We start from the raw sequence: 18,069 nt of genomic DNA on the forward strand, positions 1-18,069 counted from the left end.
AGGAAAAATTTCCGATTGCACCGTGAGCCAGATTTTTTAAATAAAATATTACCGATCTGAACACGGCCAGCTACGACCGCTCCGCCGATGCATTTCCACGCCGGCGCACTTCGCTCAGGAGTTTTCGTGATCTCTGCCCCCTCCTTTGTGCTGATCGGGCTGGGCCTCACACTCGTCGCCATGTTCCCGGTGGGTTTCTATTGGCTCGCCACCAACGACCAGCCGACACGCCCCCATTCCCCCGTCGCTCCGCTACCGGCTCCCGGCGCCACCGTCACGCGTGATCGAGATGGATCTACTTCCATGAGCTGATGAACGAGACACCGCCGAACAGGCGGCAGCTGGCTAACCTAACCGAACAAGGAAAGTCATGGGCGCCCTCTGAATGGGAGTTCGCTAGTAACAGATCCGAGGACGGAAAGATTGCTGAGCCCAGAAAAGCCCACGACGGTGGCTGCCCCTTGGAGATCCGGGGACAGTCGCCCTGGTAGCTGCCTTGCGCGATCGCCGGAGTCTGCGTAACGCAGATCGATGCGCGACGAGTGCCGACGTGTCGAAAAGAAGCTTTTCTAACGTTGCAGGCACCAGGAATAACGCCCACTTACGCGGGCGTCGGTACAAGCGCTAGCAACAACACATCGTCACTTTGCAGCGTCAGCCTGATCAGATTTCAGAACCGTCAGTTTCGATTCTTTCACCCCATCCCGCCCGGTAGTGTCGTCGACGAGTTGTAGCTTGCTGCGAGCGTACATGATACCCATCTTGACCTCCTGCCAAACGTAGTAGATCTTTCCGGCAACCGTGTCCACGTCCAGCGTTGAGTCGTTTTCCGCCTTCGAGACCAACTGATGATGGCCAGGCTCTACCTCGCTATACAGGTAAGTTTTCGCGGCCGTGTCGCCCAAAATCTTCCCGTCCAGTATCACCGGCATCTTGACGGCTCCGCCCATGCTTTCGTTTCGATAGACGTAAATTGCCGCCTTCTCATGCGGAGCGCTGAACGTCTTAAGTTCAGCGTCGCGCTGTGGATCGCCCATTGGCACCGAGGCACATCCCACCAGAGTGCCAGCGGTCAACCCGAGAACAAAAAAAGATCGCAGATGCAGTTTCATTTTAGAACCCCGTTTATCTTACTGCGAATCTAAAAATCGAAGTGCCGCGCATAACGCGATATATCGCGCAACACGTTCGCTGCCACACTACTCACTGCTGGATCTTCGCGTCCTTCATTAATCCACCAACAAACTCAGCTGTGGCCGTCTCCAGCGCGAGTACCTGCAACTGCTGCTGGATCGTCGCCTTCGTCGTGTCGAATGACGGCACCTGTGTAGGCCGCTTCGCATCGACCTTGACGATTGCGCGCGGTCCATTGGCATCGTTACCCGATGCAATCGATTGCGGCGTTATGCCACCCGCCGGCAACTGAATGATTGCCTGCGCAACCGCAAGTGGCAAGCCCTGCGTCTTCCCTTCCACCACCGGCGTCTTGAAACTTACCCACGGGAGTTCACCACCGGCCGCAGCAGTAGGCGCCTGGCTGTACTGACGCGCCAGTGCCTCGAACGACTGCCCCGATATAAGTTGTGCCAACACGGTCGCCCCCTCGCGTCACGGCTGCTGTATCGCCGTCGCGGAATTGCCCAACGGAAATTGCGCGCCGATAGGGCGATCAGCGGAGGGTTCAGCCGTATACTTCGGGCCCCACACACGACGCAACTCCTATGCGACAAATCTTCGCGTGCGCGCTAATGGCCCTTGCCACTCACGCCTTTGCTTCTAGCTCCTGCCCGCAGTTCAGTCCGAAAGGAAAATCTCCGGTCGTCACCAATCCTCGGATAGCCGCGAAGACGCGCCTCCTGTGCTATTCAGATTTTGAGGTGTTGCACTCGAGCATCACGCACGGACCGCTTTGGTCAGCCGAACACCTGACCCGTTCGCACCTCGCGGCGGCGAAGAACGAGGTCCGCACGAACCGATTCTTCGAGGAGTCGCGGTTACCGAACGGAGAAGGCGCGCGACTGACGGACTACCGCAAAAGTGGCTACGATCGCGGGCACATGAGCCCAGCTGGTGATCGCTGGAATGATCGGGCAATGGCCGAATCGTTTACGCTTGCAAACATGGTGCCGCAGAATCCGACGAACAATCGTCACCTGTGGGCACACGTCGAGGAAGCGGTTCGCCGGATCGGTCTGCGCGCGACGGACACATACGTTGTCACGGGGCCGATGTTCAAGGGTGCAGAATTGACGACGATCGGCAAATCTGGCGTCATCGTTCCAACCCAGATTTTCAAGGTAGTCTATGTACCTCAGAAGCGGCTCGCGTTCGCAGTCGTCGCTAATAACACCGCAACCAAGCGCTACACGATTGCGACCGTACATGAGGTCGAGGCGCAAAGTGGCCTGCGATTCCCCGGCATTCCGGAATCGCTGAAGGACACACGCATCGGAGGTCTAAATGGAGTTTAAGGCGTTTGCAGACGACTCGACCGTCGTGAATATTCACGGCGACGCGTTCACCGTCACCAACGATCCTGAGCGGATCGTATTGTCAGGCACGTTAGAACTGACGCGCGACAAAGCGGGCCTCGCCGCCGCACTTGCACTACAGCAGGCCGTCGCGAGCATCGTAGACGTACTTCAGCACGATCCCGCACTGCCCGAACACGTCCGCGATGAGCCCGCCGCACCGAAGGGTAAAATCAAGAACCCCTTCACTGGATAGACGGACTCCTCGTCTGACAGCTGAGCCCACTGGCCACCCATACCGTTAAAGATGGAGCAATGAGCAGCAAGTAGGTGGTTACCCGCCTCATAGCTAAGTGTCGCTAAACGATGTCGTCTGCGAGGCGACCAGACGCGGTGGTGGAGAACAAAGACAGATGCAAAGATCGTCACTGAGCGCTGTCTGCCGCCCATCGGGTCCGGTGGTGGAAATCCGCGGGCCATCGCACGCGATTTTCCCGACGGTTTTGCAGACTGGACAAAAGACGGGATCATGTTCGTAGGCTTGCTCGCGACCGTTTATCAGGTCAGCCCCATCGCCGCTCTGCACCACTCCGCCAACGGTTGTCAGATCGCCCTTCACGATGTCATAGCGCGGGATTCCTCGACCTCCTGCTTACTTCGCGGCGCCACGATAATGGAAGCTGTTTAGGACCGTATCCCACGCCTGGACGGCCTGTTCCTCATTCACCGGTGACGTCGTCACGGACGCGGGATTCACCGCGTCAGGTTCCGCGCCGAACAACAATTGAATGGCGGTGTGCGGTTTTGATGGATCTCCCTCTACCCCGGCCGCCAACAGGTAGAACTGGTACTTCTGAACGCCACCTTCGTGAATGTCGACGAGAATTTCCTCAGCTTGAATGCCGGCGACTTGACGCTTGCCCTTTCGCAAAACCTTATAGTGCCCCGCGTACGGCTTCAGCTGGGCCTCGAATTCCGAAAGTCCGCCCAACAACGACGCCTTCTGATCGGCATCAACAGATTCGCGCAGCTTCACGATCAGATTAGACGGTCGCCCCGGAACAAGGCCCGCCGCGACGGTGGCATCGAACGCCGGAAGTTGCTTGCCGCCGATCAGGCCGCCGTTAAAGCAAAATGCGCCATCGTTCGGCACGTCCCCTTCATCACGCGGACGAATATTTCGCAGGATCTCGGACGCATTCTGGACCGCGCTCTGGTCATAGCCATCGCCGAACTTGTTCTTCAGGGTGAATTGCGTGTCGTGCGACCACGCGTACCCTTCCACGTCGTATGAGAGCTCGGCGGGCGGGACGTCATATCGCCCGAAAACAAAGAGACGCGAGTATTCGTTGGGCTGCACCGCTTGATGGAGCCATGGCGTCTTCGTCGGCGAGAAGGAATTGTGCGGATCAACCCGCAACTTGGTCTTCAGTTCGTGCTCGCGCGCCTCTACTCTCCGTCCGAATTCCTGTTGACCTACGTTCTTCGTTACATCGATCGAGTACCCCATGTACTTGTATTCTTGGTTGTACACCTCTGCATCACGGGGAAGGTCGAGAACGAAACGGCCGATACACCACGGGCGGGTGTCATGCATCACGGGGGTGGTCATAGGCAACTCCGACGGATTACTCTTCGAGCACGCGGCCATCCCTACCGAGAAGGCCACGAGCGCGACTGCGATTCGATTTGTGAACTGGTTTAATGTTGTCATACGGGAACGTCGATCGATTTTGCGACCTTGACCATACTATAGAGCGTGGCCCACTTCGCCCACGGATGCCCGAAGCAGCCTTGGTGGTCAAACCCGTTCTGCGTGAAGGCGATCTGCACACCCTTTGCCTTTTCGCCAGGGACACCGGCCTTCAAGCCACGTGCGACGGATTCCCCAGACCAGCTTGGCACCGTGCCATCCCCGAAGATCAAGCCTCGCTCCTGCGGAAAATTGGGATCCATGATCTCCGCAAAGAGTGTACAGACGAGCCCCTTGACCCGGATACGGACCTGGCCCTTCTGGTCGTCGCTCAAGAGTTCGGCCTTTATCAGGTCCTCTTCAGCCGTACCAGCCGGGAAGTCACCACGCCAGTAGATTCGACCGAAGGTGAGCAGCTTATCCGCTGGAGCGGTGGTCTCCTGCCGGGTAGGAACCTTGACTGTACCGCCCTTTGTCGGGTCAACCTCGCTCGACCGTCGCAATGGACCGTTCCCATAGAACGCAAAGGTGTTGGGATGATAGTTGTTTATGAGTTGATGCTGCCGGTCAACCACGTCCTGCATTGTCGTTAGAAAGTTTTTCTGCAGCGTCATGCCGGGCTGAGTCGTTTGCAGGCGCTGTTTCGCGATTCCAGCAGGATCGAGCATTGCGTCGGACTGGTTGGGGACCAAGCCGTACCACGCCTGTGACGTGAACAACTTCAGTGTGTCGTTTTTCTTCGGCAGCGCGAGTACTTCCTGGCGCTTCATGTCGCGCACGACCCACCATGGTTCATAGTCATGGTAATCGGGCATCGGAAGGAGCTCCAACGGCCCGGGTGCATTTACCGTGATTGCCGTGAATTCCGGCGCGTTTCGCCCCACGAGTACCTTATTGAGGATTGCCCCCTCCCCTTCAGCGCTGGCGCGAAACCGTCGTGCGGCCAACGGTGCGCCAGTCGCTGGCTGCGCCCCGTGGATCACGCCGTACATTAAGTTGTCGTAACCCGCTATCACTGAAGCCATGCGGGCGACGAGCCCCCCCCCCATGGAGTGGGTGATGATGATTGCCTTCTTTACTTTGTTCTCGGCGCAGATCTCCTTGATGCCCATCAAATGGTATTTCTTGTGGGTTTTCTGATCGACATAGTCAACGCCCTTCACGGCGTCTTCGGCCGACAGCAGATTCGATTGCAACCAGTTGTAGCCGATCGCATACACCGGATATCGGTACTGGCAGAACTTCTTAAATTCATCCGAGTCGACCTTAAGCGGGTCGATACCCGGACCATTCGCGCCGTAGCTCGATGGCGCTGTCCCGATGACCGGATTCAAAGTGAAGTCTTCACCTTTCGGGTCCCCGCTTGCCCAGGCGCCAAGGAGCTTTCCCGCCTTCATCGGGTGGTTGAGCTCGCGCTCAAGCCAAGCGAGCGATCCATGGTAACTCTTCGAATGGACCGACCCCCAGCCTCGCCGTCGCGCTTCGTCGGCCGTCAGATCGCAACCCGTCGTCACGATCGCACCGAGCGTGGAGACGACTGCCGACGATGTGTCGTACTTTGTTTCGCGCTCCGACGCATCTGAGAAGTATCCATTCCAGCCGAATGCTATCGCAGCGCGGTTGGTTTCATTCGGCGGATTCCAAATCTCCTGCCCGGTATTTCTGTTGATTAGCAGGGAGCCCATCACCCCGGGAATAAAAATCACCGGGATAGGTGGCCGCGGATCGCAATGAAACTCTTTAGTGCACTTGTTGGCATCCGGCGTTAACGTCACCTTTGCGGACGACCCACCACCTGGTTCGTGCTGCCCTTGAATGACGACCGTATCGGATTGCTTCGCTGCGTTGTTGCTGCCGGAATTGTTCGGACCCGTACCGGTACCTACGATTATTGCGGTTGATCGGAGAGATTCAAGATGTGCTGATGGCGATTGACGCGATCCACGATTCGGACCGCTAGCCGACGTCGTTGAGCGTGCGAGGCAACACACGCACAGTCATCGTCTCGACGTCCACGTTCTTCTGCACCGAAGTCTTACCGAGTTCGTCCGTCACGCCCTTGATGACTGTTCCATCGCTCCGTACGAACTCGTACGGGTGATTCTTGAGCACTTCGCCTGTGATCGAGTGGCGAAGCACATAGGGGTCGTTGAACGCAGTCTTAGGCAAGCTGTTCATGTGTTCAGCGATCGAGCTCGGACCTTGACGGCTGAATGAGGCCGATTTGATCGTGCGAGGTCCTCGCGAGCCGTCTTCGATACCGTAGGCGAGAAAGATACGGCGACCGGACGTGTTATCTCCGTCCACCGCGCCGCACCGGCATTGAGTGATCTGCGCTCCCACATCGATCAGTACACCTGGGCTGCATATTCGTCTCACTGGCACGAACCTCAGCGGGATGTCACGAAGTACCGAGTCGTGGTGCCGCTCGCTCGCCCTTGCACGCCTGACGAATGGCCGAGTGTCTGGGACGGGTTCAACATCCTTCTCCAGGGGCATTGCGATGCCGCTTGCAAGGATGCAGCGCGAGTCTACTACCTGCCAAGTTGTCCGGCCGAATCACGCGGCAGCGCTTTCTTCGAGACGAACGACGGCGCTTTGCTTGATCCCGACTTGCTGATCGGAATGGTACGGCAGCAAGATGCGACACGAGCCACGGACCTTGATTTCCGCAATTTCGACAGCAAAACGAATCATCCTGTGCCCGTGGAGACGCCAGAGGAAATCGAGCGCGTGAATTTCATGCTGGCGACCGTCAAGCCTGATTGCGACTATCACACGTGGCGCAATGTCGTGTGGGCAATTGCCAGCACCGGTTGGAACTGCGCAAAGGACGTGGCGCGGAAGTGGAGCATGGGTGCGCCAAGAAAGTTCGACGAATCCCATTTCCTCAAGGTATGGCACTCCTTCGACGCGGGTCGCGGAATCGGGTTTGGTACCTTGGTGCACTACGCCGCTCAGAACGGATATTTGAGGGCGCGAGGGAACGTTGACTGGATGGGCGCGGATATCGAAAACGGACGCCGCTTCGCCGATAACGGCAGCGGCGTGCGCTCGACAGCCGCAATACGCTTGCGTCGCCGCTTGTGCACGCTCAGCCCCGCCTTGCTGTACAGGCGCCAGATGCGCTTGTGGTTGGCGAAGCAGCCATCCCGCTGCAACAGCACGTGAATCCGACGATAGCCGTATCGGCGCTTCTGCGCGGCAATGGCCATCATCCGGCCAGTCAGCGCTTCGTCGTCAATTCGACGGCGTGATTCGTAGTGGAACAGCGAGCGCGAAATCCCTACCAGCCCGCAGGCCCGGGTAACACCCATGGCACGTTCGGTCATCAATATCCGGACCGCTTCGCGCTTGGCCTGCGGGCTTGCTACTTTCGAGCCAGCAGGTCCTTCAACGCGGCGTTGTCGAGCATCGATTCGGCCAACAGACGCTTGAGCTTGCTGTTCTCCTGCTCCAGTTCCTTCAGGCGCTGCGCTTCGGAGACCGTCATCCCGCCGAACTTCGCTTTCCAGTTGTAGTAGGTCGCTTCCGAGATGCCGTACTTGCGGCACAGCTCCGCCGGCTTCAGGCCAGCCTCGGCTTCCTTCAAGATGCCGATGATTTGTTCTTCGGTGAATCGCTTTTTCATTGCCGTTCCTCTCTGGAACGGACTCTACACCGTCACCGTACTAAACGCGGAGAGCAGGTCATCGACACGCTACCGCTATCGCCCGTTGAACATCTCTATGCGGCATTCGTTAAGCCGATGTCTCGCCCGTGCTGGCAGAAATTGCCTACACCATGCCTACACGACAAAGTACCTTGAATGATCAACCGAAGAAAAATGCCGTAACCGCTTGATTCTATTGGCCCGCCCTACACGATTCGAACGTGTGACCTACGGCTTAGAAGGCCGTTGCTCTATCCAACTGAGCTAAGGGCGGTCGAGGAGAAAAGACACGGCCACAACCCGGACCGCATTTGACGCGCGAGGCTTCGAGCACCACCACAACCACCGGCTCGAAGCCCCGAAACGAAACGGGCCCGGCATGAAGCCGAGCCCGAAATTATACCCGATCATCGCGCCATATCACGCGCGACCGGCGCTGCAGCCGTCAAACCGGCTGCGCATGCAGCATGAACCACCCGAGACAGAACACCCCGGCGATCACGCAATACACGCCGAACGACGCCAGCCGCCCGCGCCCTTCGAAATAGCGCATCAGGAACCGCACGCTCAGATAAGCGGCGATCGCCGTCAGCACGCCGCCGAGCAGCGCATCCGCGAGCTGGTCGCGCGCGTGGAACAGCTTCGGCAATTCGAGCACGCCCGCCGCGAAAATGATCGGCGTGCCGAGCAGAAACGAAAACTCCGCCGCCTTCTCCGCCGTCAGCCCGGCCGCATTGCCGGCGATCATCGTCAGCCCGCTGCGCGAGAAACCCGGAATCAGCGCGCCGATCTGAGCGAGGCCCACGAAGAACGCCTGCTTGAACGTCATCTTCTCCGGCGCCTGGTGCGCACGGCTGCGCTGGATACGATCGCCGATCCACAGCAGCACGCCGTTGATGATCAGCGCGATCGCGACGATCCGCAGGTCGTGGAAGATGTGCTCGATGCGCTTTTCGAGCAGCAGCCCGACGATGCCGGTCGGGATCGTGCCGATGATCAGCGCCCACATCAGGTGGCCGTCGTCGTTCTTGCGGCCGCCGAGCTGCGCGAAGAAGCCGCTGATCAGCGCGATCCAGCGTGCCCGGAAATACCACAGCAGCGCGAGCGCGGTGCCGAGGTGCAGCGCGACGAGGAACGGCAGCAGTTGCGGCGCATGCTTGTCGATGTGCATGCCGAACAGCGCCGGCACGAGCAGCGTGTGGCCGAGACTGCTGACGGGGAAGAGTTCGGTGACGCCCTGCAGGACGCTCAGGAATACCAGAAACCAGAGACTCACGCGTCGGTCCTTTTAGTGGAGATCAATCGGGTAGAAAAGCGGACGACGCAGTGCGCGTCCGAAAAAAACGCGCCCCGATTATGCCCAGCCAGGATTACCGCGCCAAGGCATTTGGCAGATTATTGCGGCAATGCACACAAACGCTTGCAACATGTAAGCGAACAGAAAGCAAAAAGCCCGCCATTTGCATGGCGGGCCTTTCGAATCCGGCACAAATTGCAGTCAGCGGCCGAGCTGGTAGAAAAATAGTACCGTGCTGCCGGTGAACATGCCGAACAGTGCGATTCCCATTGCCATTGCCAGATCCATGGCCTCTCCACAAAGTGTCATGACCCGGCAACATCACCGGTTTAGTTGCATTATCCCGACCGCCGACCGTCCGAAAAACTCGCAATTTCCCGAGAAGGGTTTTCCCCGACCGCATCGCGGCCCGATAATGGAGCGCGCCATCGCGCACCCTGCCCACCCGTTCATACCGATTCGCCATGCCGACCTTCCAGCAGCACGACATTCATGAACTTCACGCCGGCCCGTCGCTCGTTCGGGTCGCTCCGCAATTCGGCGGCCGCCTGCTGTCCTGGCACGTCGACGGCGAGCCGGTCATCTTCTGGCCGGAAACGGCCGACTGGACCAACCTCGCGCGCGTGCGCGGCGGCAATCCGCTGCTGTTCCCGTTCCTCGGCCGCCACCGCGTCGACGGCGAACTCGGCCGCTGGCGCGATGCCGCCGGCGTGGTCCGCGACCTGCCGATGCACGGCTTCGCGCGCGACCTGCCGTTCGCAGCGCAGCCGTCGGCCGACGGCACGGCGCTGTCGATGACGCTCGATGCAAACGACACGCTGCGCGACAGCTACCCGTTCGACTTCCGGTTCGAAACGACCTACCGGCTCGCCGACCCGCACACGCTCGACGTCGCGCTCACCACGACCAACCGCGGCGACACGCCGCTGCCGTACTACGCAGGCCACCATTTCTATTTCGCACTGCCGCACGGCGAACGCGCCGACACCGCGCTCGAGCTGCCGCCGACGGGCCGCTGCATGCAGCGTGCGGACGGCTCGATCAGCCCGCTCGAACCCGGCGCAGCCTCGTACAGCCTCGGCGACCCGGACATCCTCGACCGCTTCCACTGCCTCGACGGCGCGCCGTCCACGCCGGTACGCATCGTGATGCCGGGCCGCCGCCGCACGATCGAGATCGAGCTCGACGTGCCAGGCTCGATCCCGTGGTACGCGGTCACGACCTGGACCGAAAAACCGGAATCGGACTTCTACTGTGTCGAGCCGTGGCTCGGCCTGCCGGACGCCATTCACAACGGCCTCGGGCTGCGCATGCTCGCACCGGGCGCAACTGAAACGGCCACGCTGCGGATTCGCGTGCTCCCGCTCGCCGGCTGATATCGGCCGCCCCGAACCGGTGCGCGCCGGCCGCGCCCGCGGCCCGAAACTGCGGTGCGCGGGTCGAACCCGTTAAACTCTGACGTTTTGTATTGCCTGCCGCGCCGCGCGCGGCAGGGTTTTGCGAGGTTCAATGTTCGGAACAACAACGAAGCGGCTGTTCGCGGCCGCCTGCGCCGCGCTGCTCGTCGCGTGCGGCTCCGCACCCGTCGGCCCCGGGTTCTACCGCGTCGAGCGCGGCGACACGCTCTACAAGATCGCGCGCGAGAATCGCACGTCGACGCAGAACATCGTGCGCTGGAACCAGATCACGAACCCCGACGCGATCGAGGTCGGCCAGGTGCTGCGCGTCGCACCGCCGCCCGGCACGACGACCGCGTCGACCACCGGCACCGGCAGCGCGGGCCGCAGTCGCCCCGCGCCTTCCGCGCCGGTCGAATCGGCCGTCAAGCCGGCCACCAGCATCGCGCTGATCTGGCCGGCCGCCGGCAACGTGGTGCGGACCTTCGACGGCTCGAAATCAAAGGGCATCGATATCGCGAACTCGACGGGCACGCCGGTGATGGCCGCGGCGCCGGGCGTCGTCGTCTACGCCGGCAACGGCCTGCGCGGCTACGGCAACCTGATCATCCTGAAGCACAACGCCGACTACCTGACGGCCTACGCGCACAACCGCGCGCTGCTCGTGAAGGAAGGCCAGTCGGTCACGCAGGGGCAAACGATCGCCGAGATGGGCAACAGCGACAGCGATCGCGTCGCGCTGCATTTCGAGCTGCGCTACGGCGGCCGCTCGATCGATCCTGCACGCTACCTGCCCGCGCGCTGAGCGCGCCGCGAGCGACAGGCGACACACGATACCGGCACGCATCGCGTGTCGTCGCGCGGAACATCGGGAAGGTTGTGTCAGCGCCTGCGCAGACGTCCGGTGAAACGGCCGGACAACGGATCGACGCGGCGGGCAAACGCCACCAGCACACCGATTCCGAACAGGCTGAACCCCGCAGCTATCAGAAGCAAATCCATGGTCACATCACTGTTTTGTCATGATCTTATGCATCATTGCGGAATCGTGCACTGAGGCGCCCCCGTTGCACGAGCCCGAACATTCCCTATCAATCAGGCGCCATTGTGGATTCGGCCACGTGAAATGCAGATGTAATCCGCGGACGAATCCCGCCGTTCGACACCGAGGAGACCTGCGATGCTGCCCGCCGCAAACCGCTACGACGACCTGCTCTCCCGCTTCGCGTGGGACGTTCCGGCCCGCTACAACATCGGCGTGGACGTCTGCGACAAGTGGGCCGACGGCAGCGGACGGCTCGCGCTGATCCACGAAACGTCGCATGGCGATGTGTCGCGTCTCACCTTCGACGACCTGAGGAATGCCTCTAACCGGCTCGCGAACAGCTTCGCGCGTGCGGGCCTGCAACGCGGCGACCGGATCGGCATCTTTCTCGCTCAGGGCCCCGAAACGGCGATTGCCCATCTCGCCGCGTACAAGCTCGGCGCGATCGCGGTGCCGCTGTTCACGCTGTTCGGCGTCGATGCGCTCGAATACCGGCTGGCGAACAGCGAAGCCGCCGCGCTCGTCACCGATGCGGCCGGCTACGCGAAGATCGCGCCGCTGCGCGCGCAACTGCCGGCGCTGCACACGTGCTACTGCATCGGCGGCGATGCGCCCGACGCGCCGGGCGTGCTGCGCTACGACGCCGCACTCGCCGCCGAATCGCCGGATTTCGTGCCGGCGGACACCGCAGCCGACGATCCGGCGGTAATCATCTACACGTCGGGAACGACCGGCAAGCCGAAAGGCGCGCTGCATGCGCATCGCGTGTTGCTGGGCCACCTGCCGGGCGTCGAGATGTCGCAGCAATGCTTCCCGCGCGACGCGCGCCTGTTCTGGACGCCCGCCGACTGGGCGTGGATCGGCGGGCTGCTCGACGTGCTGCTGCCGTCGTGGCATCACGGCGTGCCCGTGCTCGCACACCGCTTCGAGAAGTTCGACGGCGAAGCCGCGTTCGCGCTGATGGCCCGGCACGGCGTGACCCACGCGTTCCTGCCGCCCACCGCGCTGAAGCTGATGCGCACGGTGCCCGCGCCGCGCGAACGCCACACGCTGGCGCTGAAGTCGGTCGCGAGCGGCGGGGAATCGCTCGGCACCGAACTCACGGCATGGGGACGCGAAGCGCTCGGCGTGACGATCAACGAGTTCTACGGGCAGACCGAATGCAACATGGTGCTGTCCTCGTGCGCGGCACTGTTCGATGCGCAGCCCGGTGCGATCGGCAAGGCGGTGCCCGGCCACACGGTCGCGATCGTCGACGCGCACGGCACGCCGCTGCCGCCCGGCGTCGAGGGGCGCATCGCGGTGCGCCGCCCCGACCCGGTGATGTTCCTCGAATACTGGCGCAATCCCGCTGCGACGCACGACAAGTTCGCGGGCGACTACCTGCTCACGGGCGACACCGGCACGATCGACGCAGATGGCTTCGTGCGCTTCGTCGGTCGCGACGACGACGTGATCACGAGCGCCGGCTACCGGATCGGCCCAGGCCCGATCGAGGACTGCCTGCTCACGCATCCGGCGGTGCGGATGGCGGCCGTGGTCGGCGTGCCCGACGCGACGCGCACCGAAATCGTCAAGGCGTTCGTCGTGCTGAACCCCGGCCATGTCGGCGACGACGCGCTGGTCCAGGCACTGCAGGCACACGTGCGCACGCGGCTGGCCGCGCACGAATACCCGCGCGCGATCGCGTTCGTCGACGGGCTGCCGATGACGGCAACCGGCAAGATCGTGCGCCGCGCGCTACGCGACGCGTGAGCCGGGCGCGGCCGCGCCGGGCGGCCGGCCGGTCGCCCGGATGGTTTATAGTGGCGCCACGCAGTCTATCCAACGCATATCCGATGTCCTCCGACCAACACGAATCCGCCGCGGGCGCGTCGCACAGCCCGCTCTACGCCAAACTCCTCGGCGAAACCGCCAAGATCGACTGGTGCGATCTCGAACGCTTCTTCGCGCAAGGCAAGCTGCTGTCCGTCGCGCGCGACCTCGACCTCGTCAGCGTCGCGGAAGCCATTGCCGGCGACGACGCGGAACAGGTCACGCGCTGGCTCTCGGCCGGCATCGTCGCGCGCATGCCGGCGGAAACCGCCGCCGACTACGCGGCGCGCAATCCGGAACTGTGGGCGGTCGTCGTGTCGCCGTGGGTGTGCGTGCAGGAACGCGCCTGACGCGTCCGCCATGTCCGAATCCGCATTACCGCACGGGGCCGACGCCGGGTCGGCCGCCGTCTCGCATCGGCGCGTGCTCGCGCTCGCATTCCCGATCGTCCTTGCGAACCTGACCCAGCCCATCCTCGGCGCGGTCGACACGGCCGTCGCCGGCCACCTCGACGGCGCGCAGTATCTCGGCGGCGTGGCGCTCGGCGGGCTGTTCTTCAACTTCGTGTTCTGGGGTTTCGGCTTCCTGCGCATGGGCACGACCGGCCTCGTCGCGCAGGCGCACGGCGCCGGCGACGCCGCCGGCATCCGGCTGAACGTGCTGCGTGCGCTGATCGTCGCGTTCGCGCTCGGCGCCGCCGTGCTCGCGCTGCAAGTGCCGCTGCTGTCGTTCGCGCTGAGCGCGCTGGGCGGCAGCGAGGCCGTCCGTACGACGGCATTGGCCTATAGCCACGCGCGGATCTGGAGCGCCCCGTTCGCGCTCGCGAACTACGTCGTGCTCGGCTACCTGCTCGGCGTGCAGCGGGTGCGGCTCGCGCTCGTCGCGCAGGTCTTCATCAACGCGGTGAACATCGGCGCGGTGCTGCTCTACGTGTACGGCTTCGGCTGGGGCATTGCCGGGATCGGTGCGGCAACCGCGACCGCGGACGCGTGCGGCTTCGCGCTCGGTGCGTGGATGCTGTGGCGGCTGCGGCCGCGCGGCCTGGCGCCGCTTGCCGCGCGTGCGCTGGCCGACCGCGCGGCGCTCAAGCGGCTGATCGCGCTCAATCGCGACATCTTCCTGCGCACACTGTGCCTGCTCGGCGCGTTCGGCTGGTTCGCGCACCTCGGCGCGAAACAAGGCGACGCGACGCTCGCGGCCAACGCGCTGCTGCTGAATTTCCAGACCTTCATGGCGTACGGGCTCGACGGCTTCGCGCATGCGGCCGAGGCGCTCGTCGGCGCCGCAGCGGGTGCACGCGACCGCGCCGCCTTCCGGCAGGCCGTGCGCGTCACGCTGCTGTGGTCCGCGCTCGGTGCGCTGCTGTTCGCATTCGTCTATTGGGCGGCCGGCGGCTGGATCGTCGCACAACTGACCGACCAGGCCGAGATTCGTGCGGTCGCGCTGCGCTACCTGCCGTGGGCGGCGATCTCGCCGATCGTATCGGTGTGGGGGTTCCTGCTCGACGGCGTGTTCATCGGCGCGACGCAGACGCAGTCGCTGATGCGCGCGATGGTCGCGTCGTTCGCGGTCTTCATCGCCGCGACGCTCGTCGCCGTCGGCCCGTTCGGCAATCACGGGCTGTGGTTCGCGCTGCTGCTCTTCATGGTCGCGCGCGGCGCAACGCTCGCACGCTACCTGCCGGCGCTGCTGCGGCGGATCGGCACCGACGCGCCCGCGGCCCGCGCCTGACGGCCGCGCGGGGCGGCCGTTTCGTTATTGCGCGGGTGCCGACGGCGCCGGCTCGCCGAGCATCGACGGCGGCGTCATGTCGGTCGGCACGCCGTGGTAATCGGCCGGATCTTGCGGCGGGTGGCCGCGGCGGGCCTGTTGGGGATCGCTGCCACAACCGGCAAGAATGGACGCGGCCAGCACGGCCAGCATGAAACGGCTCATCGGGAAGGCTCCTGAAAACGGCGCGCCCATCGCGCGCCAGGACCGCGCCGAGTCTAGCGGAATTCCGGGTTAGGGGTCGCCCCGCGTATGTTCTAACATGTACGCATGGCGCTGTACCGTTGAAAGGAGGCTGCCATGTCGTCTGAAGAGATCGCTGGCCTGATCGGCCTATTCATCGGTCTGATGGTGCTCGTCGCCCTGTCCTATTTCGAGTCGCGCGAATACAAGCGCAACCACGGCGGCGAAGGGATGATCCATCACTGGATGGCCGAACACCACCTGCTCGACTGGCGGCGCAAGCACTAGCCGAGCCGCCGGCGGCGTCCGGGCCACCCGATGCGCGGCCCGCGCGCAAACGTGCCGTCCCGGCGCGGTGGCAGCCGCGTACCGCTGAAATTAACAGGGCCGGATACATCCGCTCGATCCGAATAGCCGAACGCCGTCGCGTGGCAGCCTGCCGCGCGACGGCGTTCGTTTGCGTGCGCGCCGTGACTGGCGCACCGCGATTCGGGGTCAGCCCAGGAAATGCCGGGCGTAGCGCGCGTTGATGTCCGACAACCGGAACAGCGTCAGGAAATCCGCGCAGTTGAAGTCGGGATCCCACGCCGGCGCGCCGCAAATCTTCGCGCCCAGGCGCAGATAACCCTTGATCAGCGGCGGCGGCGCGACGACGGTGCCGGTCTGCAGCTCGTCGACCGGCAGCGCCGTATGCGGGAACGCGCGGTATTCCGGCGCCGTCAACGAGTTCGCGGGCAGCGACTGATACAGGTTTGCCGCATAGTGCCCGCCGTCGGCCATCGACACGCTCGCGCAACCGAGCATCGTCTCGTAGCCGTTCTGCATCATGTACGCGCCGAGACCGCCCCACAGCGCCATGATCACGGCGCCGCTGCGGTAGTCGCTGTGCACGCACGAGCGGCCGACCTCGACCATCTTGCCGCGCAGGTGCGTCAGGCGCGACAGGTCGAATTCGCCTTCCGCATACAGACGGCCGACGCGCGCGGCCTGGTGCGGCGGCAGCACGCGGTACGTGCCGACCACCTTCAGGGTGTCGAGATCGCGCACCAGCAGGTGGTCACAATAGGCGTCGAACGGATCGACGTCGAGACCGGAGGGACCACTGACCTGTGCGCCCATCTCTTCGGCGAACACGGTATAACGCAGGCGCTGGGCCTCGCGCAGTTCGTCTTCCGTGCGCGCCCAGGCGGCACGCAGACGGTACTCGGATGTGACGGTTTCGGCAGCGCGCGGCAGATGACGCCGCGTCGTGTCGAGGGGCAGCGAGGCAAAAGGGAGCGTAGGCGTCGGCAGTTCTCGCATTAGGCTTTCCTGGTCGTAAGGAATAGGACGACATGCCAGCCAATGTAGTAACCGGCCGTTACCGTTCTGTGGCACGACCGTGTCCTTTCAATGACGTGTCGCCGAATTGACTTTAGCAGAAAGCTTGCGAAACCGTATGATGAATGCCTTCAACCCCCGTCACACAAGGTCCGGCGTCAATACCGCGCGCAGCACGGCCTGACGGCTGCCGTCGCGCGTGCGGCTCGCGAGCCACACGATGCCGCCCTTCTTGACGCTCCAGCTGTCGTCGTTGCCGGCGATCAACTGCGCAGCGACGCTGCCGAGCGTCGGCTGGTGCCCGACGATCACGACCGTCGGCGCGATGCCGTCGGGCCAGCCGGCGGCCGTCAGCACGTCCTCGACGCTGCCGCCCGGCGCGAGCGCCTCGATGGTCCGGTACTGGTCGGTCAGCGCCTCGACGGTCTGCACGGTGCGTGCGGCCGGGCTCGCGAGGATCACGCTGCTCGATTCGAGCCGGCTGCGCAGCCACTTGGCCATCGCCTGCGCTTCCTTGCGCCCGCGGGCGGTCAGCTGGCGTGCGAGGTCGCTTGCCGCGTAGTCTTCGGCTTCAGCGTGGCGCCACAGGATCAGGTTCATCATGATGTCTCTCCATGCGTCGGTGCACGATCCGGGCACATGCATGCGCACCGGTCGCCCATCTGCAAATTGTCGTCGATCGCGGCCGTTTCGCCATCACGTACATCGTATGCATAACGTGGTTGACCCCGCCCCCCATTAGACGATAAAATCTTTGGCTTGTCGGAGCGTAGCGCAGCCTGGTAGCGCATCTGATTTGGGATCAGAGGGTCGTAGGTTCGAATCCTATCGCTCCGACCACGAGATACACGATAAGGGTTGCAAGCCATCGCGCTTGCAACCCTTTTTCGTTTGCTCCGCCGCGTGCCGTCCGCCGCCACGCGCTGGCGTTCCGTCCGCCACCCGCGCACGAATCTTGCGGGAACACACGATAATATCCGTGACCAACCCGCAACCGCGCATGAAAAAACACGTTCTCAAGATCGCCCTGCTCGGCGCGCTGCTCGCCTCCGGCGCCGCGCCGGCCAAGTCGCTCGACAATGCGCTCGACTGCCACTCGAACGGCCACAAGTTCGTCGCGCCGCTGCTCGCGGCCGGCGACATCCAGTCGGAGCCGATGCACGTCGAATCGAATTCGGTGAATGCGTTCCGCACGAACCATCCGCTGACCGCGTACGGCTTCGGCGTCTATGTCGTGCTCGGCTACCAGGCGAACGACCCGATCTTCCAGCCGGGCGACGGCACACCGATCGGCGAATGGGCGTACGGCGTCGTGGTGCGCGGTACGAAGAACGCGGTGGAACAGGCCGTGCGCAAGGCCGGCAGCGATGCCACCGTCAAGCAGGCGTTCCCGTTCCTGACCGCGATCGTGTGCTCGGACTGAGCG

The 18,069-nt window shown here is 63.2% G+C and carries 19 protein-coding genes, 2 tRNA genes and 4 pseudogenes; 12 read left to right on the forward strand and 13 right to left on the reverse strand.

What is annotated here, in order from left to right; genetic code table 11:
* Nucleotides 1-311: 311 nt before the first annotated feature.
* Nucleotides 312-449 (forward strand): annotated as a pseudogene (locus GEM_RS32195) (preprotein translocase); the annotation flags it as partial.
* Between the two features lie 192 nt (nucleotides 450-641).
* On the opposite strand, the gene GEM_RS10565 reads toward GEM_RS32195, so the two are convergent.
* Both GEM_RS10565 and GEM_RS10570 read right to left on the reverse strand, forming a co-directional pair.
* Nucleotides 642-1,112: a DUF2846 domain-containing protein gene (locus GEM_RS10565; protein WP_051137977.1), complete on the reverse strand. Its 471-nt coding sequence runs from the start codon at nucleotides 1,110-1,112 to the stop codon at nucleotides 642-644.
* Between the two features lie 91 nt (nucleotides 1,113-1,203).
* Nucleotides 1,204-1,599: pseudogene (locus GEM_RS10570) on the reverse strand (peptidylprolyl isomerase); the annotation flags it as partial.
* Nucleotides 1,600-1,721: 122 nt separating this feature from the next.
* On the opposite strand from GEM_RS10570, the gene GEM_RS10575 reads away from it, so the two are divergent.
* Entirely contained in the window at nucleotides 1,722-2,471 is a 750-nt protein-coding gene (locus GEM_RS10575) for a DNA/RNA non-specific endonuclease (RefSeq protein WP_041490517.1), read from the forward strand.
* Nucleotides 2,461-2,727, forward strand: a complete 267-nt coding sequence (locus GEM_RS10580) for a hypothetical protein (protein ID WP_014897401.1) — start codon at nucleotides 2,461-2,463, stop codon at nucleotides 2,725-2,727. The genes GEM_RS10575 and GEM_RS10580 overlap by 11 nt, the downstream gene beginning before the upstream one ends.
* Nucleotides 2,728-2,820: 93 nt before the next feature.
* Here GEM_RS10580 and GEM_RS29810 read toward each other — a convergent pair whose 3' ends face one another.
* The 4 genes and pseudogenes from GEM_RS29810 to GEM_RS10595 all read right to left on the reverse strand — a co-directional run.
* A complete protein-coding gene (locus tag GEM_RS29810) occupies nucleotides 2,821-3,108 on the reverse strand; it encodes a PAAR domain-containing protein (RefSeq protein ID WP_080599385.1) in 288 nt (95 codons plus the stop codon).
* 15 nt (nucleotides 3,109-3,123) lie between these two features.
* Entirely contained in the window at nucleotides 3,124-4,083 is a 960-nt protein-coding gene (locus tag GEM_RS10585; RefSeq protein WP_014897402.1) for a T6SS immunity protein Tli4 family protein, read from the reverse strand.
* 98 nt (nucleotides 4,084-4,181) lie between these two features.
* Nucleotides 4,182-5,939, reverse strand: coding sequence for a hypothetical protein (locus GEM_RS10590; protein WP_272148336.1), 1,758 nt, complete (start codon nucleotides 5,937-5,939; stop codon nucleotides 4,182-4,184).
* A gap of 181 nt (nucleotides 5,940-6,120) precedes the next feature.
* Nucleotides 6,121-6,426: pseudogene (locus tag GEM_RS10595) on the reverse strand (type VI secretion system tip protein VgrG); the annotation flags it as partial.
* 480 nt (nucleotides 6,427-6,906) lie between these two features.
* Here GEM_RS10595 and GEM_RS32200 point away from each other — a divergent pair.
* Nucleotides 6,907-7,335: a PriCT-2 domain-containing protein gene (locus tag GEM_RS32200; protein WP_272148377.1), complete on the forward strand. Its 429-nt coding sequence runs from the start codon at nucleotides 6,907-6,909 to the stop codon at nucleotides 7,333-7,335.
* Here the strand turns inward: GEM_RS32200 and GEM_RS32505 are convergent.
* From GEM_RS32505 to GEM_RS10615, 4 genes and pseudogenes are all read right to left on the reverse strand, one after another.
* Nucleotides 7,293-7,496 (reverse strand): annotated as a pseudogene (locus tag GEM_RS32505) (IS3 family transposase); the annotation flags it as partial. The gene GEM_RS32200 and the pseudogene GEM_RS32505 overlap by 43 nt on opposite strands.
* Nucleotides 7,497-7,534: 38 nt before the next feature.
* Complete coding sequence (locus GEM_RS32510) at nucleotides 7,535-7,795, reverse strand: transposase (protein WP_009687316.1); 261 nt, start codon at nucleotides 7,793-7,795, stop codon at nucleotides 7,535-7,537.
* Between the two features lie 218 nt (nucleotides 7,796-8,013).
* Nucleotides 8,014-8,090 (reverse strand) — tRNA-Arg (locus GEM_RS10610).
* A gap of 171 nt (nucleotides 8,091-8,261) precedes the next feature.
* Entirely contained in the window at nucleotides 8,262-9,092 is an 831-nt protein-coding gene (locus GEM_RS10615; RefSeq protein ID WP_014897406.1) for an undecaprenyl-diphosphate phosphatase, read from the reverse strand.
* A gap of 485 nt (nucleotides 9,093-9,577) precedes the next feature.
* On the opposite strand from GEM_RS10615, the gene GEM_RS10620 reads away from it, so the two are divergent.
* The 5 genes from GEM_RS10620 (at nucleotide 9,578) to GEM_RS10640 (ending at nucleotide 15,101) form a co-directional block, all read left to right on the forward strand.
* The gene (locus tag GEM_RS10620) at nucleotides 9,578-10,489 is read left to right on the forward strand and encodes an aldose 1-epimerase (protein ID WP_014897407.1); all 912 of its coding nucleotides are present in this window, start codon (nucleotides 9,578-9,580) and stop codon (nucleotides 10,487-10,489) included.
* A 133-nt stretch (nucleotides 10,490-10,622) separates the two neighbouring features.
* Entirely contained in the window at nucleotides 10,623-11,315 is a 693-nt protein-coding gene (locus tag GEM_RS10625; RefSeq protein WP_014897408.1) for a peptidoglycan DD-metalloendopeptidase family protein, read from the forward strand.
* A gap of 375 nt (nucleotides 11,316-11,690) precedes the next feature.
* Nucleotides 11,691-13,310: an acyl-CoA synthetase gene (locus tag GEM_RS10630; protein ID WP_014897409.1), complete on the forward strand. Its 1,620-nt coding sequence runs from the start codon at nucleotides 11,691-11,693 to the stop codon at nucleotides 13,308-13,310.
* A gap of 83 nt (nucleotides 13,311-13,393) precedes the next feature.
* Nucleotides 13,394-13,720, forward strand: coding sequence for a DUF2288 domain-containing protein (locus tag GEM_RS10635; RefSeq protein WP_014897410.1), 327 nt, complete (start codon nucleotides 13,394-13,396; stop codon nucleotides 13,718-13,720).
* Nucleotides 13,721-13,730: 10 nt separating this feature from the next.
* Nucleotides 13,731-15,101, forward strand: coding sequence for an MATE family efflux transporter (locus GEM_RS10640; protein WP_014897411.1), 1,371 nt, complete (start codon nucleotides 13,731-13,733; stop codon nucleotides 15,099-15,101).
* 24 nt (nucleotides 15,102-15,125) lie between these two features.
* Here the strand turns inward: GEM_RS10640 and GEM_RS10645 are convergent, their stop codons facing one another.
* Nucleotides 15,126-15,305 (reverse strand): hypothetical protein, encoded by a 180-nt coding sequence (locus GEM_RS10645; RefSeq protein ID WP_014897412.1) that lies wholly within the window; start codon nucleotides 15,303-15,305, stop codon nucleotides 15,126-15,128.
* 135 nt (nucleotides 15,306-15,440) lie between these two features.
* Here GEM_RS10645 and GEM_RS31810 point away from each other — a divergent pair, with 135 nt between their 5' ends.
* Complete coding sequence (locus tag GEM_RS31810) at nucleotides 15,441-15,611, forward strand: hypothetical protein (protein WP_014897413.1); 171 nt, start codon at nucleotides 15,441-15,443, stop codon at nucleotides 15,609-15,611.
* A gap of 207 nt (nucleotides 15,612-15,818) precedes the next feature.
* On the opposite strand, the gene GEM_RS10650 is transcribed toward GEM_RS31810, so the two are convergent.
* Nucleotides 15,819-16,625, reverse strand: coding sequence for a GNAT family N-acetyltransferase (locus GEM_RS10650; protein ID WP_014897414.1), 807 nt, complete (start codon nucleotides 16,623-16,625; stop codon nucleotides 15,819-15,821).
* Between the two features lie 159 nt (nucleotides 16,626-16,784).
* Nucleotides 16,785-17,246, reverse strand: coding sequence for a phosphohistidine phosphatase SixA (sixA, locus tag GEM_RS10655; protein WP_014897415.1), 462 nt, complete (start codon nucleotides 17,244-17,246; stop codon nucleotides 16,785-16,787).
* Nucleotides 17,247-17,406: 160 nt separating this feature from the next.
* Here sixA and GEM_RS10660 point away from each other — a divergent pair.
* Together GEM_RS10660 and GEM_RS10665 are read left to right on the forward strand one after the other, a co-directional pair.
* Nucleotides 17,407-17,483: transfer RNA gene (locus tag GEM_RS10660), tRNA-Pro, on the forward strand.
* A gap of 160 nt (nucleotides 17,484-17,643) precedes the next feature.
* Nucleotides 17,644-18,066: a hypothetical protein gene (locus tag GEM_RS10665; RefSeq protein ID WP_014897416.1), complete on the forward strand. Its 423-nt coding sequence runs from the start codon at nucleotides 17,644-17,646 to the stop codon at nucleotides 18,064-18,066.
* The last annotated feature ends 3 nt before the right edge of the window (nucleotides 18,067-18,069 follow it).

The organism is Burkholderia cepacia GG4, assembly GCF_000292915.1.
Lineage (GTDB): Bacteria > Pseudomonadota > Gammaproteobacteria > Burkholderiales > Burkholderiaceae > Burkholderia > Burkholderia cepacia_D.

Excerpts from the sequence above, each read along its gene's own strand:
- GEM_RS10645 (WP_014897412.1), bottom strand. The coding sequence starts at position 15,305 with ATGAGCCGTTTCATGCTGGCCGTGCTGGCCGCGTCCATTCTTGCCGGT.
- GEM_RS10630 (WP_014897409.1), top strand. The coding sequence starts at position 11,691 with ATGCTGCCCGCCGCAAACCGCTACGACGACCTGCTCTCCCGCTTCGCG.
- GEM_RS10635 (WP_014897410.1), top strand. The coding sequence starts at position 13,394 with ATGTCCTCCGACCAACACGAATCCGCCGCGGGCGCGTCGCACAGCCCG.
- GEM_RS32510 (WP_009687316.1), bottom strand. The coding sequence starts at position 7,795 with ATGAAAAAGCGATTCACCGAAGAACAAATCATCGGCATCTTGAAGGAA.
- GEM_RS10580 (WP_014897401.1), top strand. The coding sequence starts at position 2,461 with ATGGAGTTTAAGGCGTTTGCAGACGACTCGACCGTCGTGAATATTCAC.
- GEM_RS10585 (WP_014897402.1), bottom strand. The coding sequence starts at position 4,083 with ATGACCACCCCCGTGATGCATGACACCCGCCCGTGGTGTATCGGCCGT.
- GEM_RS10650 (WP_014897414.1), bottom strand. The coding sequence starts at position 16,625 with ATGCGAGAACTGCCGACGCCTACGCTCCCTTTTGCCTCGCTGCCCCTC.
- GEM_RS32200 (WP_272148377.1), top strand. The coding sequence starts at position 6,907 with ATGCTGGCGACCGTCAAGCCTGATTGCGACTATCACACGTGGCGCAAT.
- GEM_RS10625 (WP_014897408.1), top strand. The coding sequence starts at position 10,623 with ATGTTCGGAACAACAACGAAGCGGCTGTTCGCGGCCGCCTGCGCCGCG.
- GEM_RS10575 (WP_041490517.1), top strand. The coding sequence starts at position 1,722 with ATGCGACAAATCTTCGCGTGCGCGCTAATGGCCCTTGCCACTCACGCC.
- GEM_RS10640 (WP_014897411.1), top strand. The coding sequence starts at position 13,731 with ATGTCCGAATCCGCATTACCGCACGGGGCCGACGCCGGGTCGGCCGCC.
- GEM_RS10665 (WP_014897416.1), top strand. The coding sequence starts at position 17,644 with ATGAAAAAACACGTTCTCAAGATCGCCCTGCTCGGCGCGCTGCTCGCC.
- GEM_RS10565 (WP_051137977.1), bottom strand. The coding sequence starts at position 1,112 with ATGAAACTGCATCTGCGATCTTTTTTTGTTCTCGGGTTGACCGCTGGC.
- GEM_RS31810 (WP_014897413.1), top strand. The coding sequence starts at position 15,441 with ATGTCGTCTGAAGAGATCGCTGGCCTGATCGGCCTATTCATCGGTCTG.
- GEM_RS10620 (WP_014897407.1), top strand. The coding sequence starts at position 9,578 with ATGCCGACCTTCCAGCAGCACGACATTCATGAACTTCACGCCGGCCCG.
- sixA (WP_014897415.1), bottom strand. The coding sequence starts at position 17,246 with ATGATGAACCTGATCCTGTGGCGCCACGCTGAAGCCGAAGACTACGCG.